Source organism: Streptomyces sp. CA-288835 (assembly GCF_050936385.1).
Lineage (GTDB): Bacteria > Actinomycetota > Actinomycetes > Streptomycetales > Streptomycetaceae > Streptomyces.
The window spans coordinates 984,678-998,402 of the sequence record NZ_JBNJMW010000001.1 but is presented as its reverse complement, the minus strand read 5'-3'; the positions used below and the strand labels follow the sequence as shown (position 1 = coordinate 998,402).

Here is a 13,725-nt window from a genome sequence, read left to right as displayed (position 1 = left end):
GGCGCCCACGCGAGCCACACGCCCCTAGATGGTGATCACGAGCTTGCCGCAGGTCCGCCCCTCCAGCATGTACCGGATGGCTGCGGCGGCCTCGTCGAGCGGGTAGGTCCGGTCGATGGTCGGTGAGACCTTGCCCGACTCGATGAGCTCGCGGAGGGCTTCCAGGTCTTCGGCGTTCTCCGAGGAGATGAAGGTCCCGAGCTTCTGGCCGATGAACGGGGACAGCGCAATTGCCCGGAGCTGACGGTCGGTTCCGCCGAGCCACCGGCCGTCGGTCTCGCCGCCGACGATGACCAGCCGCCCGGTCGGGGTGAGGGCGCGGCGCAGCTGCGACAGGCGGCGGTTTCCGCCGATGTCGAGGATGACGTCGTAACGGTGGCGGCCGTCCGCGAAGTCCGCCTGGGTGTAGTCGATGACATGGTCTGCGCCGAGCGCGCGGACCGCTTCGACCTTTGAGGTACTGCACACGGCCGTCACTTCGGCTCCGTACGCCTTGGCGATCTGCACGGCGAAGGTGCCCACGCCTCCCGAAGCGCCGACGATCAGCACTTTCTGTCCGGCCCGGACTTGCCCCTGGTCGCGAACGGCCTGGATGGCGGTGAGCCCGGAGACGGGTACGGCAGCCGCCTCACCGAAGGAGACGTCCGCCGGCTTCGGGGCGAGCCTGTCGGTGCGGACACGCGCGTACTGGGCGAACGAGGCATCGCAGATGCCGAACACCTCGTCACCCGGCTTGAAACCCGTCACGTCGCCGCCGATGGCCTCGACCGTTCCCGCCAAACTCCGGCCCGGGTTGGGGTACTTGGGCCGACGGACACCGAACCCTGCCGCCCGGACGGGATACGGCAGACCGGACATGAGGTGCCAGGTGCCGCGATCCACGCTGGCCGCGTGCACCCGGACCAGGACCTCGTCCCGCCCGATCGTGGGCTTGTCGATCTCTGCGAGACGCAGAACGTTCTCGGGCGCAGGTCCGTACCGCTCCTGGACGATCGACTTCATGGTTCCCCCTCAGCGGCCATGGCGGCCAGTTGTTGTTCCTTACGCCGTAAGGTTCGTCCTTACGGCGTAAGGTTGTCAAGGCCGAACGAGTAGGAGGACCACAAATGACCCCGCGGACCGGACGCGATCGAGCACCCCGAATCCCGCTGAGCCGCCAAAGAGTGCTGCACGCCGCTGTCACCCTGGCCGACGAGAGCGGACTCGAAGCGCTCAGCATGCGCAAGCTCGGGGAGGCGGTCGGGGTCGAGGCGATGTCCCTCTATACACACGTCGCCAACAAGGAAGACCTCCTCAACGGCATGATCGACTTGGTGTTCAGCGAGATCGATCTGCCCTCCAGCGAGGACGACTGGAAGACGGCGATGCGTCAGCGGGCGCTCTCGATGCGCCGGGTCCTGTCCCGCCACCGCTGGGCGATCGGCCTGATGGAATCGCGGACCTCACCCGGGCCGGAGACGCTGCGGCATCACGACGCCGTCCTCGGATGCTTGCGCAGAGCCGGCTTCTCGATCGCGCTGACCGCGCACGCGTACTCGGCCCTCGACAGCTACATCTACGGATTCGCCCTGCAGGAACGCGACTTGCCGTTCGACACACCCGACGAGACCGCGGAGCTGGCGCAGGCCATCCTGGCGCAGGTCCCGGCCGACCAGTACCCGCATCTGGCCGAACTGACCACCGAGCACATCCTCAGCCCCGGCTACGACTACAGCAACGAATTCGAATTCGGCCTCGACCTGATCCTCGACGGACTCCAGAGAGCCGGACAGGTCACGTGACGGGCGGCTCCAGATGGGGGCCCGACGCCGCGCGACGCCGTCCGCGCCAAGGCCGTCGGGGCTGCGGGCACAGGGACCGATGAGTTTCCGACGGGGACGAGGTCTACACAGTTATGAACACACACAAGCTCGAGACCCCCGAGGTCGACCTCGTCTACGACGTCCACGGCCCGCTGCCGACGGCCGACGGACGCCCACCGCTGGTCATGATCGGCCAGCCCATGGACGCCAGCGGCTTCCGCGTGTTGGCGTCGCACTTCCCCGACCGCACCGTGATCACCTACGACCCGCGCGGCCTCGGCCGCAGCACCCGCAAGGACGGCCGCGTCGACCACGTACCCCAGACCCAGGCAGCCGACGTGCACGCCGTCATCCAGGCGCTCGGCGCGGGCCCGGTCGAGATGTTCGCGAGTAGCGGCGGTGCGGTGACCGCGCTCGCCCTCGTGGCGGCCTACCCCGAGGACGTGACCACCCTGGTGGCGCACGAGCCGCCGCTCATCGAGGTGCTCCCCGACGCCAAGGCCGCCGAGCGCGCCCGGGCCGGCTTCCGGGATGCGTACCAGGAGAAGGGCTGGGGTGCCGGCATGGCGGCGTTCATCGCGATGACGTCGTGGGAGGGCGAGTTCACGGACGACTACTTCGCCCAGCCCGCGCCGGATCCGGCCGCCTTCGGGATGCCGGCCGAGGACGACGGCTCTCGTGACGATCCGCTGCTGTCGGACCGGTCCTGGGCGGTCAGCAGTTACCAGCCCGACGTCGACGCGCTCACTGCGGCGCCGACGCGGATAGTGATCGCCGTGGGCGAGGAGACCGGGGAGACCTTCACGGGACGCACCTCGGTGGCGACGGCCCAGTTGCTCGGTCAGCAGGCAACGGTGTTCCCGAGCCACCACGACGGCTTCCTCGACGGCGAGTTCGGCTACCCCGGGCAGCCCGAGGCCTTCGCGCGCAAGCTGCGTGAGGTCCTCGACAACGCCGGCTGACGGTCGTACTGGAGCAATCCGGTGCCCTCACGGGTCGGCGCAGGCGACCGTGCGCACGCCCAGTAACCGCGGGGTGACTCCGTCCACGGCTAACGGAGTCACCAGTTCCCACGGACGGCACCTACTAGGTACCATCCGGTGTATGCCATCCCTGAACGTGTCCTTCACCGACGAGGAGCTCGAGGGCGTGCGCGCGGCCGCCGCGGCCGAGGGCAAGAGCCTCAAGCAGTATCTGCACGACCTCGGCGTCCGCGAGATGCAGCGCCAGCGGTTCGTCGCCGGCGCCACCACGTGGGCCGACAGGCTGCGCGGCGAGTTCGACGAGGCCTTCCCCGACGAGGTGCCGCCCTCCGAACGCGACGGGGCCGCGGCCGCCTGATGCCGCCCATCCTCTACATCGACGTCCCCTGGCTTCTGGACGTCCAGGAGGCCGCCCTCGGACACGAGGACATGACGGTTTCCGACTACTCCGCGCTCGTCGCGGCCGTCGGGCGCCACAAGACCAAGCTGCCGACCCTCCAATCCTCCGACCCGGACGCCGCATGGCGTGCGGCCGCACTGATGCACACGCTCGTGCGCCTTGAGCCGCTTCCGCACCGCAACGGCCTGTTTGCGGCGTTCGTCACCGCGCAGTACATGGACCAGTCCGGCGAGGGCATCGACCCGCCCTACGGCGCCCTGTCCGACCTCGTACGCAAGATCCGCGACACCCGTCTGAGCGTCCACGCGGTCGCCGACCAACTGCGCTCCTGGAGACTGTGACCCAGCCTGGGTTCGCCGTGCGGAGGCTGAACTCGCTGAGAAGCAGGGGCCGTTGCGACTAGGTTGAGTGAGAGCCACTGGACGCGCAGCAGGAGGGTGCTCTCCATGGGGGACGACGACTCAGCACGGCAGGTAGGGGCCAGGATCGATACGTCGGTGCCGCACTCGGCGCGGATCTGGAACTACTGGGTGGGCGGCAAGGACAACTACCAGGTCGACCGCGAGGCCGGGGACCAGGTGAAAGAAGTGTTCCCGGGCATCGTCGACGACGCCCGTCACACCCGGGCGTTCCTGGCGCGTGTGGTCCGCTATCTGGCGGGCGAGGCGGGCATCCGGCAGTTCCTGGACATCGGCACGGGCCTGCCGACCGCCGACAACACGCACGAGATCGCTCAGCGGGTGGCGCCGGAGTCACGGATCGTCTACGTCGACAATGACCCCCTCGTACTGAGGCACGCCCAGGCGCTGCTGACCAGCACCCCCGAGGGCGCCTGCGACTACATCGATGCCGACGTATGCAACCCGGACCTGATCCTGGCCGAAGCTGCCAAGACGCTGGATTTCAGCCGCCCCATCGGCTTGATGATGCTCGGGATTCTGGGCAACGTCCCCGACTACGAAGAGGCGCAGGCCGCCCTGAAGCGCCTGCTGGACGCCCTGCCCTCCGGCAGCTACCTCGTGGTCAACGACGGCACAACCACCGACCAGAATCGGAACGAGGCCGTCCGCCAGTTCAACGAGAACAGTGGCAGCCCGCATCCCTACACCAACCGAAGCCCAGAACAGATCACCGCATACTTCCGCGGCCTGGACCTCGTCGAGCCCGGCGTGGTGCCCACCTCCACCTGGCGGCCCGACCCCAGCCCGTGGCCGCCCGGCGACGTAGCGGTGCTGTGCGGTGTGGGTCGTAAGAGCTGACGCTGACTCGGCTCCGCGTACCCGCACGATCGATCGACGGCGGCACGGCCGCGTGTGTTTGGCGTGCCGGTCCCCGACCTTGCTCAGAGGGCGACCAAGCCTGCGTCGACGTTGAGGGCGGTGTCGGTGGTCGAGCAAGCGACGGAAGACGGTGAAGGCGTCAGTCGGACTTCTCGATGATGCCAGCCACCAGCTCGGCCACCTCCTCCGGGCGGGTCCGGGTGAAGTAGTGGCCGCCGCCGTTGATCTCGTGCAGGTTCGGGCGGTCGATGAACAGTTCCCACTCGCGGTGGCTGTCCTGGTAGCCGGGGGTCAGTGGATCGTCGGTCGCCATCACCACGGTGCATGACGTGGTCAATTGGTGTCGGTTCCCGGACTCGCGCCCGGCGAGCAGGTATTCGTTGGCGAGCAGCGCGTCGTGTCGGAACGTACGGGTCACCAGGTCCTCGAAGTCACCGCCGAGACCGTCCAGTTCAGTGGTGCCGGTCCACTCGGCGAGATATTTGCGGACGTCGGCGACGGTGAGCGACTCGGTGTCGCGCAGCGTGTCCCTGATGTGCTGGGCCGACTGGAACAGCATGGCCGCGAGGAACAGGTGCCGCACCTCGCGACCGCGCTCGGTGAGCAGCCGCGTGATCTCGATCGCCAACGGCGAGCCGTTGCAGTGGCCCCACAGCACGACCGGTCCGGTCACCGTGCGTTCGATCTCCGCGGTGATCAACTCCACGGTGTCCGCGAAGCTCCGCAGGTCGTCCTCGGTGGATCCTGGCGCGTGACCGGGAAGTTCCGCGGCGACCACCATCAGCCGGTCGTTCTGCCGTACGAGGGCATCCGCGACCGGTTTGAAGTGCACGGCGTTGCCGCCCGCGTAGGGCAGGCACACGACCGTCGCCACCGGATCCGCGATCGCGGCCGTGAGGCGGACCAGCACATCCGTGTTCTCCGGGGGCGCACCGGCGGCCCGCTCCGCCGCGTCGATCAGTTCCGTCAACCGGGAGCACCGCATCACGTCCCTCAGGGTGACCAGATCGTCGAGCAGGAGCGCCACTTGCATGGCCGCGAGCGAACTGCCGCCGATCTCGAAGAAGTCGTCGCCGAGCTCGATCTCCCCGGCCGGGATATCGAGCACCGCGGCCCAGGCCGCATGCACTCGCCTGCCGACCGGCGTCAGCTCAGCCGTGGACAGCTCGCCCGCCGCCGATTCGCCCGCCATCGATTCGACCCCTGCCAGCTCTGTCGGTCGCGGCGGGACCCTCTCCATGCCATCAGCGACACCGTCACCCGCCGAACCGTCCCGTGCCGGCGTGCCGTTGGTGTCCGGCGACACCGTCTGCCCAGGGGACGCGGCGGGCACGGCGGACTCACGGGCGGAGACCAGCGCGCTCACCTCGGCCGGGGTCGAGTGCACGTACAGCTCACGCAGCGACACCGCCGGCAGTCCGGCTCTGCGCAGTGCACCGGACAGCCGTACCGCGAGCAACGAGTTGCCACCGGAGGAGAAGAAGTCGTCGTACGGGCCGACGTGTTCGCCCAGGATCTCCCGCCACACCCGCAGTACCGGGTCGTCCGCGAGGTCCTTCGCGTGACCGACCGAGGTGACCGGGGTGTCCGTGCTGGCCTGGGTGACCGGTGTCTCGGCGACCGCCTTCAGCCTGCTCACGTCGACTTTGCCGTTGACGGTCAGCGGCAGTTCGGGGAGCAGGGTGATGGTGGCCGGGAGCATGTGGTCGGGCAGCACTCTCGCCGCCCGCCGTCGCACGTCCTCCACGGACACGGCGTCGCCTGCCACCACGTGGGCGTCCAGGCGGACGTCGGCCGCGTCCTCGGTGTCGCCGGCCAGGACGACCACCGCCGCGGTCACGTTCTCGTCCTCCAGCAGGACCGAGCGGATCTCGTCGAGTTCGATGCGGAATCCGCGTACCTTGACCTGACCGTCGATCCGCCCGAGGTGGTCCAGCCGTCCGTCCGGGCGCAGTCTGCCCAGGTCACCGCTGCGATAGACGCGTTCTCCGGTGACCGGATCGCGTACGAACCGGTCGGCGGTCAGCTCCTCCCGGTTCAGGTAGTGGGAGGCCACGCCCGCACCGCCGACATGGATTTCGCCGGGCACGCCGAACGGCTGGATCCGTCCCGCGGTGTCCCGCACGGACACCGACCAGCCGGGCAGCACCCGGCCGACCGAACGCGTACGGGTGCCCACGTCCTGCGGCGTGAGGGTCTGGCTGGTGACGTGCACGGTGGTTTCGGTGATGCCGAACATGTTGACCACGCGGCATCGCGTATGCGGGTGCCGACGAAACCAGTCCTCGAGGATCCGCGGGTCCAACGGCTCGCCGCCGAAGATGACCAGACGCACCGCAAGGTCGGCGGAGCGCCGCAGGTCGACCTCCTTGAGCGCGGTGAACGCGGACGGGGTCTGGTTCAGGACGGTGACCCGGTGTCGTACCAGCAGGTCGTGAAAATCCTCCGGATCACGCGTGGTGAAGTACGGCACCACGACCAGATGTCCGCCGGACAACAGCGCGCCCCAGATCTCCCAGACGGAGAAGTCGAAGGCGCTGGAGTGGAACAGGGTCCAGGTATCCCAGGGGCCGAGCTTCAGATCCGCCGTGGTCGCGTCGAGCAGCGCGCCGACGTTGCGGTGCGGCACCGCGACCCCCTTGGGGCGGCCGGTCGAGCCGGACGTGTAGATCACGTAGGCGATGTCGTCCGGGCCGACGTCCGCGTCCGCAGTCGGTGAACCGCCCGCCGGGGACAGCTCGTTGGGGCGCAGCACCGTCACCCCGTCCACCGTGGGGAACTCCTCCGAGGTGGAGATCACCATCCGAATCCCGGCGTCGGCCACCGTGTAGGCAAGCCGTTCCGCCGGATACGCGGCGTCCATCGGAACGTAGGCGGCACCGGCTTTGACCACGCCCAGCAGAGCGATCACCAGGTCGGCCTCACGGTCGAGGCACACGCCCACACGGTCTCCAGGCACCACCCCGCGGCCGCGCAGCGCACCGGCGACCGCATCGGACAGGGCGTCCAGTTCGGCATAGCTCACCGTGCGGTCCGCATCGGTCAGCGCGGGAGCGTCCGGCTGAGCGGCCGCCACCACCCGGAACAGTTCGTGGATGGGCGCGGCCGAACCGTCCGTCCTGGCCGCGGTGCGCCCCGCAGCCACGATGCCGACGGCCTCGTCGGCGTCCACCAGCTCGATGTCGCCGACACGGCCCGGTGCCGGGGTCCGTCCCAACGCCTCCACCACGCGGCAGAGATGTCCGGCGAACTGTCCGGCGATCACCGGATCCAACACGCCCTCGTCGTAGTGCAGGACGCCGCTCAGGCTGCCGTCCGTGCTGTGCTCCCACGCCAGCGTGACCGGGAAGACCGGAGCGAGAGCGGGCCGATAGACGTCGTCGGCGCGGCCCGCGGTCACCAGTACCCCGATCACGGGCGCTCCGGACGGCCCTTCGCCGCCCGGAGCGGCGGCGCCCGCGGCGGCGACCGCGGCGGCGTCGAGCAGCTCGGCGGCCGACTCCGACGCGTCGACCGGAAGCATGACGGACCGCTCCGTGGTCGCCACCTCCGGACCCGCGGTGACCAGGGCGAACTCGGCCTGCTCCGTCGCGCCGTAGCGGGTCAGTACGATCGCCGTCGCCGCCACGAACAGCGCTACCGCGTCAGTTGCGACCGCAGTGGTGGTCAATGCGACCGTGCCCGTCCGGCCCGCCCTGGATGGTTCCCCCAGGCCCCATGGCAGGGCGGACCGGAGATCCTGGCCCTCCGCGTCAGCTTTCGGTTCGGGTAACGCCGCCGCAGGATCGGGCAGCACCACCGGACGTAACGGGTCGCATAACGCGGTGGCCAACTGGTCGAGCGCGCGCCGGTCCACGACCCGGCGATCCGCCACCAGCACCAGGTCGGCCGCGCCGTCGGCGTAACCGAGCACGACGACCCGCGCGACGAGGCGGGCGCCGCCCACACCGCGGCATGCCTCCCGTGTGCGGCGGGCGTCCGCGACCACGTCGTCCGACCTCACATGCAGCACTTCGTCGAAGACCTGGATGTCACGGAGTACGGCATGCTGCTCGGCCAGGGTTTTCAGGTTCGCTCGTACGGCCATCGAGTCGATCCCCGTCGGCAGCCGCCTGATCAGACTGTGGCAGGCGCGGGCCGGATCCGCGGTGTAGGCGTTTCCGGCGAAGAACCGACCGCTCGCACGGTCGTTTCCGGAGATTTCCCGGACCGCTTCGCTGGAGAGGGACATCACTGACTCCAATGTCGTGTGGCGCAGGCACATCTGGGGGCGCGGGCGCGCGAAGAGGGAGCTGATCAGCGGGCGGAGAAGCCCGCGTCCACTGTGATCACCGTTCCGGTGACCTTTCGGGAGTCGTCACCGGCGAGCCAGACCGCGGCACCGGCGACATCGGCCGGGTCGACGAGTGACTTCGTCGGCACCGACTCCAGGTCGACGGCTACCTGCTCCTCGAAGCTGATCCCGAGCGCGTCGGCGACCACCGCGGTCATGTGACCGTCGACGGCAGGGTCGTCACGCACCGGCCCCGGGCACAGTGCGTTGACGCGGATGTTCAGCGGCGCGTAGTCGAGCGCGGCCGACTTGGTCAGGCCGATCAACCCGTGCTTGGAGGCCACGTACCCGGCGAAGTAGCGGTAGCCGACGAGGCCGGCCGTCGACGCGACGTTGATGATGCTGCCCGACTGCTGGGCGACCATGACCGGTGCGACCGCCGTGATCACACGCCACGGCCCGGAGAGGTTCACATCCAGTACGACGCGCCACTCGTCCTCGGTGAAGTCATGCGTCGCCTTGCCCGCCGGTGCCCCGATCCCCGCGTTGTTGATCAGAACGTCGATCCGCCCGAACCGGTCCACGGCGGCCGAGACGGCCGACTGCACGGCGGACGGCGAACGCACATCCACCGCGGCGAGGAGCACGGACGCGCCGTTCTCGCGGCATAACTCCGCGGTCTGTTCCAACTGCTCCGCGGTACCGAGCGAGTAGGGGATCTCCGGCTGGTCGTCGGCGATGTCGGTCAGGACGACGTCCGCACCCTCCTCGGCGACTCGCACGGCGCAGGCACGTCCGATGCCCCTGGCCGCTCCGGTGATCAGGACCGTTTTGCCTTGCAGTCCCACGATGAACCTTTCGACCTGGGTACTCAGCGTGCAGCAATCGTCGTGGAAATCAATTCGAGCAATGGATGGACGTTGTTGGCCAGATACATGTGTTCCCCGCGCATCTCGACGAGGGAGAACTCGGCGGTGGTCACTTCCTGCCACTTGCTCACGTCTTCGCGGGAAACGAATGCGTCGTCGTCGGCGAATACGGCGGTCACCGGCACGTCGAGCGGTACAGCACTCCGTGGAACATAACTCTCGTCCATCTCGAAATCCGCACGGAGTGCCGGCATCAGCAGCTCTCGAACTTCCAGGACGTCGAATGCGGCGTGCCGATACCCGGTCATCTTCTCGACGTATGCAAGGAATTCCTCGTCGGACATTCCGGCTACGTCGCTGACCCGGCCCGAAGATGGCGGACGCGCCGCGCTGATGAACAGCCGCACCACCTCGACGCGTCCGGTCACCGTGATGCGCCTGGTGAGTTCGTAGGCGAGTGCGGCACCGAGGAAGCAGTGTCCGAACAGCGCGATCGGCCCGCTGCCTGCGGCTTCGAGCGCGTCAGGGAGCAGTCCATCCGCCGCGGCGTGCAGGTCCCGGTAGGGCTCCTCGTCCAGCCGCCGCTCGCGACCGGGCAACTGCAGCGGTGTCGCCACCACCCCGTTCAGACCGAGCTTGTTCCACGGATGAAAGAAACTCGCCCCGCCTCCGGCGAACGGCAGGCAGAGCAGCGGAATTCCTTTGTGCTCGCGACCCAAGACAGCAACAACTCCTCGACAGCGTAGGGAAGTACGCACCCGAAGTCCGCGCAGCCGAGAAATCCGACCGGAGCAGGTCGGCCGGGCGGGCCGACTCGGCACGCGCAATTGCTTGCTGTGCGGCCTCTCAGCGACGATTACGACAACTCACTGAATCATCGCGTGAATCCCGGCGACCATACGTCTTGAGCTCAAGTCCATACGCGTCTGTGCCGCGCCCTACCCCCCTGGATCCGCGCCCGCGTCCCTTTACTCCCGAAGGGTGCACCATTCGTCCGAGCGGGCGGCGACACGCTGCCAGACCTCCTCGGCCTCCTCGAACGACATGAAAGGAGCGTCCGCTTCAGGAAGCGGACGGCACCCGTCCACGATCGCCTTGATCGCGTCGAGGCTGGCCTCGATGATGGCCCGGCCCTCGCTCTCGCTGGCGAGATGGGCGTCGTCGCCTTGGGCGAAGCGGCCGAGGGGTGTGGTGTTGCGGTCGTCGAGGCGGGTGAGGTCGACCAATTCGGGTCGGACGTACATGAGTTGGGAGACCTCGTAACGGCCTGCGTGGTCGCCCTCGAACTGGCCCATGACCAGTTCCGGGTCGCTGACCGCGGTGATCGGGATGTCGCGGGCGCGGCGGAACTCCTCGACCGCCAGGCGCAGATCGGGCTGGTTGGCGTTGTGGCCCGTCAGAATCACGGCAGCGCGGAAGCCCGCGTTGACGAAGGCCCTGAGCTGGTAGACCAGCAGCCGCAGGACCACGTCGGGCGGGAGGCTGCCCATGCGCGGATTGACGTCGCCCATCACTTCCTTGAGCCACGGCCGGTGGTAGCCGGTCTCGTGGATCTGGTACGTCTGCGTCGGCGCGACGATGCCGCCGAAGCGCCGCGCGGCCTCATCGCACAGGTAGACGGCCTTGTGGGTGTCCAGGCCGAACGCGGCGACGTGGCCGTGCGGCTCACACAGGCCCATCGGCATGTAGACCAGGGGCAGTTGGGCCAGGCGCTCTTCGAACTCGCGCGGCAGCAGGTCTTCCCAGCGGACGGTGTCCGGCGGTGTGCTGGTCGTCATCGGTACTCCCCAAAGATCTTGGTTTCGTTGAAGTTCTTGATGAAACGGTGCTTGAAGCGCAGCAACTCATGGATTTCCGCGGGGAGTTCGGGCTCTTCCAGCGCCGCGATGTTCGCCTCGCAGTACTCCCGGACCTGCATCGAGGAGATCGCCGTGGTGACCCCGGGTGCCTGGACGACGAACTTCAGGGCGAGCGCTGCGAGCGAGCCGGCGTACCGGGGCACGTACTGCCGTAGTTCGTCGACCTTCCGCAGGTAGACGGAGCGCGGCACGATGTCGTCGAAGTAGCCGTACCGGAAGTCGTCCTCGGCGAAGACAGTGTCCTCGGTGAGGGTGCCGGTCAGTCCGCCCTCGTCCAGGACGCAGCGCGCGATCACGGCGACGTCGTGCTCGACGCAGGCCGGCAGGAGGTTGTCCAGGGCGATCGGATCGAAGATGTTGATGATCGTCTGGACGGAGTCGATCAGCCCGGACTGCACCAGCGGCAGCGCCATGTCGGATCGGTGGTCCGGGATGGAGATCCCGATGTGGCGTACGAGTCCTTCCTGCTTGAGCTGTTGCAACTCGTCCATCCAGTGCCCGCTCACGCCCCAGGTGGGCCACCAGATGTGCAGCTGGAGCAGGTCGACGTGGTCGAGGCCGAGTTCGGTGAGCGAGCGCTGAGTGCTGGCCATGATGTGGCCTCGCGGGTGGGCGAGTTCGGGGTCCACGGGGGTGCCCCAGCCGCGCTGCCCGGAGAGGTTCTCGACCTTGGTGGCGACGAAGGGACGCGTTCCGGACCACTGGCTCAGCGCTTTGCCGACGATGCGTTCGGAGTTGCCGTAAGCCCGGGCGGTGTCGATGAAGTTCACGCCCCGGTCCAGCGCGTACAGCAGGCTGTCGATCCAGTGGGACTCCGAGTCGTCGGCGTTGCCGCCGAACCAGCCGGCGAATCCCATGGCCCCGAAGCCGAGTTTGCTGATCGGTTCGCCGGAGCGCGGGAAGGACGAGTGGTGCATGGAGGGTGCCTCCTGTTCAGCTCGGTACCTGCCGCAGCAGGGACTTGAGCGGTACGGCTGGGTCGGCCAGGGCTGCCGGGTCCGGGACCGCCCGGCGGGCGATGAGCATCTCGGCGAGGCGGATGTCCTTGGCCACGGCGTTGCCGGCGCCGACCGCGGCGGCGGACAGCAGCCGGCCGTCGTCCCCGAGGCCGAACCGGATCGTCACCCCGTCCGGACGGTCGCGTACGACTTCTCGCGCTGCGGCGTCGGGCAGTCCGGCGATCTGCAGGGTGAGATCGAACTGGTCGGACCAGAACCACGGGACGGCGGCGAACGGCTGCTCGTCGCCCAGCATGCTCCGCGCCACCGCCCGGCCCTGGTCCTGGGCGTTGCGCCAGGCTTCCAGGCGGATGCGGCGCCCGCCGTAGAGAGGGTGCGGGAAGGAGCAGCAGTCGCCGGCGGCGAAGATGTCGGGGTCGGAGGTGGTGAGACGGTCGTCCACCCGTACGCCGTTGTCGATGGCGAGGCCGGCCTTCTCCGCGAGCGCGGTCTCGGGTACGGCACCGACACCGGCGACGACGGTGTCGAAGGCCAGCGGCAACGCCTCTGAGGGGCGCGGGGCTGTGTTCGTATGCTGCTCGGCCGCAGGGCGCGACGATCCCGGCACTTCCGGCGGAGCGCCAAGCTCCAGCAACAGCGCGCCATCCCGGCGCGTGAGCCGTTCCACCGCCAGCCCGCAGCGCAGATCCACGCCGGCCTGCCGGTGGCGGTCGGCCACCGTGGCGGCGATGGCGGCCGGCACCGCCCGGCTCATCGGGTGCGGCGCCGCCTCGATCACGGTGACCTCACAGCCCCGCGCGGCCGCCGCCGCGGCCAGCTCCAGCCCGATGAAACCCGCGCCGATCACGCTGATCCGCGCCCCCGGCCGCAGCCGGTCCCGCAGGACGATCGCGTCCGCACGGCTGCGCAGATAGCGCACGCCGCCCGCTTCGATGCCGGCCACCGGCAGCCGCCGGGCACTCGCCCCCGTCGCCAACAGCAGCCGCTCGTACGGGATCCGGCGCCCGTCGGCGAGCACGGCCTCGTGACCGTCGCGGTCGATACCGGTGACGGTGGCCCCCGAGACGTACTCGATCCCGGCGTCCCGCAGCGCGCCGTCCTCGTACAGTGCCGGGGGCTCGACGTTTCCCTCGGACCCGGTGAGCACGTACTTGGACAACGGCGGCCGTTCGTACGGCCGCGAGTGCTCCGCGCCCACCAGCGTGATCGCGCCGTTCCAGCCCGCCTCCCGCAGCTCGAACGCGGCCCGCGTACCGCATTCACCGGCCCCGACGACCACCATCCCTGGTGCGACGCCCAC

12 protein-coding genes are annotated in these 13,725 nt (G+C 69.1%); 5 read left to right on the top strand and 7 right to left on the bottom strand.

Translation table 11 applies throughout. The features are described from left to right. Window positions 1–24: 24 nt before the first annotated feature. Window positions 25–1,002: an NAD(P)-dependent alcohol dehydrogenase gene (locus tag ACQEVY_RS04710; RefSeq protein ID WP_432945096.1), complete on the bottom strand. Its 978-nt coding sequence runs from the start codon at window positions 1,000–1,002 to the stop codon at window positions 25–27. Between the two features lie 104 nt (window positions 1,003–1,106). Between ACQEVY_RS04710 and ACQEVY_RS04705 the strand changes: the two genes are divergently transcribed. From ACQEVY_RS04705 to ACQEVY_RS04685, 5 genes are all read left to right on the top strand, one after another. Then, a complete protein-coding gene (locus tag ACQEVY_RS04705; RefSeq protein ID WP_432945094.1) occupies window positions 1,107–1,781 on the top strand; it encodes a TetR/AcrR family transcriptional regulator in 675 nt (224 codons plus the stop codon). Between the two features lie 113 nt (window positions 1,782–1,894). Next, window positions 1,895–2,764, top strand: a complete 870-nt coding sequence (locus ACQEVY_RS04700; protein WP_432945092.1) for an alpha/beta fold hydrolase — start codon at window positions 1,895–1,897, stop codon at window positions 2,762–2,764. A 142-nt stretch (window positions 2,765–2,906) separates the two neighbouring features. Further along, window positions 2,907–3,143, top strand: coding sequence for a hypothetical protein (locus tag ACQEVY_RS04695; RefSeq protein ID WP_432945090.1), 237 nt, complete (start codon window positions 2,907–2,909; stop codon window positions 3,141–3,143). Continuing rightward, the gene (locus ACQEVY_RS04690; protein ID WP_432945088.1) at window positions 3,143–3,526 is read left to right on the top strand and encodes a toxin Doc; all 384 of its coding nucleotides are present in this window, start codon (window positions 3,143–3,145) and stop codon (window positions 3,524–3,526) included. The genes ACQEVY_RS04695 and ACQEVY_RS04690 overlap by 1 nt, the downstream gene beginning before the upstream one ends. A 105-nt stretch (window positions 3,527–3,631) precedes the next feature. After that, window positions 3,632–4,444: an SAM-dependent methyltransferase gene (locus ACQEVY_RS04685; RefSeq protein ID WP_432945086.1), complete on the top strand. Its 813-nt coding sequence runs from the start codon at window positions 3,632–3,634 to the stop codon at window positions 4,442–4,444. Between the two features lie 160 nt (window positions 4,445–4,604). On the opposite strand, the gene ACQEVY_RS04680 is transcribed toward ACQEVY_RS04685, so the two are convergent. The 6 genes from ACQEVY_RS04680 to ACQEVY_RS04655 form a co-directional block, all read right to left on the bottom strand. Then, the gene (locus ACQEVY_RS04680) at window positions 4,605–8,696 is read right to left on the bottom strand and encodes an amino acid adenylation domain-containing protein (RefSeq protein WP_432945084.1); all 4,092 of its coding nucleotides are present in this window, start codon (window positions 8,694–8,696) and stop codon (window positions 4,605–4,607) included. Between the two features lie 65 nt (window positions 8,697–8,761). Next, window positions 8,762–9,586, bottom strand: a complete 825-nt coding sequence (locus ACQEVY_RS04675; RefSeq protein ID WP_432945082.1) for an SDR family oxidoreductase — start codon at window positions 9,584–9,586, stop codon at window positions 8,762–8,764. 23 nt (window positions 9,587–9,609) lie between these two features. Further along, on the bottom strand, window positions 9,610–10,326 hold the full coding sequence (locus tag ACQEVY_RS04670) for a thioesterase II family protein (RefSeq protein ID WP_432945080.1): 717 nt from the start codon (window positions 10,324–10,326) through the stop codon (window positions 9,610–9,612). Between the two features lie 249 nt (window positions 10,327–10,575). Then, the gene (locus ACQEVY_RS04665) at window positions 10,576–11,385 is read right to left on the bottom strand and encodes a creatininase family protein (protein WP_432945078.1); all 810 of its coding nucleotides are present in this window, start codon (window positions 11,383–11,385) and stop codon (window positions 10,576–10,578) included. After that, window positions 11,382–12,383, bottom strand: coding sequence for an aldo/keto reductase (locus ACQEVY_RS04660; RefSeq protein ID WP_432945076.1), 1,002 nt, complete (start codon window positions 12,381–12,383; stop codon window positions 11,382–11,384). The genes ACQEVY_RS04665 and ACQEVY_RS04660 overlap by 4 nt, the downstream gene beginning before the upstream one ends. 16 nt (window positions 12,384–12,399) lie before the next feature. Further along, entirely contained in the window at window positions 12,400–13,725 is a 1,326-nt protein-coding gene (locus ACQEVY_RS04655; RefSeq protein WP_432945074.1) for an NAD(P)/FAD-dependent oxidoreductase, read from the bottom strand.

Bases quoted from the DNA above. Each gene is read 5' to 3' on its own strand.
- ACQEVY_RS04710 (WP_432945096.1), bottom strand. From the start codon at position 1,002: ATGAAGTCGATCGTCCAGGAGCGGTACGGACCTGCGCCCGAGAACGTT.
- ACQEVY_RS04705 (WP_432945094.1), top strand. From the start codon at position 1,107: ATGACCCCGCGGACCGGACGCGATCGAGCACCCCGAATCCCGCTGAGC.
- ACQEVY_RS04700 (WP_432945092.1), top strand. From the start codon at position 1,895: ATGAACACACACAAGCTCGAGACCCCCGAGGTCGACCTCGTCTACGAC.
- ACQEVY_RS04695 (WP_432945090.1), top strand. From the start codon at position 2,907: ATGCCATCCCTGAACGTGTCCTTCACCGACGAGGAGCTCGAGGGCGTG.
- ACQEVY_RS04690 (WP_432945088.1), top strand. From the start codon at position 3,143: ATGCCGCCCATCCTCTACATCGACGTCCCCTGGCTTCTGGACGTCCAG.
- ACQEVY_RS04685 (WP_432945086.1), top strand. From the start codon at position 3,632: ATGGGGGACGACGACTCAGCACGGCAGGTAGGGGCCAGGATCGATACG.
- ACQEVY_RS04680 (WP_432945084.1), bottom strand. From the start codon at position 8,696: ATGTCCCTCTCCAGCGAAGCGGTCCGGGAAATCTCCGGAAACGACCGT.
- ACQEVY_RS04665 (WP_432945078.1), bottom strand. From the start codon at position 11,385: ATGACGACCAGCACACCGCCGGACACCGTCCGCTGGGAAGACCTGCTG.
- ACQEVY_RS04660 (WP_432945076.1), bottom strand. From the start codon at position 12,383: ATGCACCACTCGTCCTTCCCGCGCTCCGGCGAACCGATCAGCAAACTC.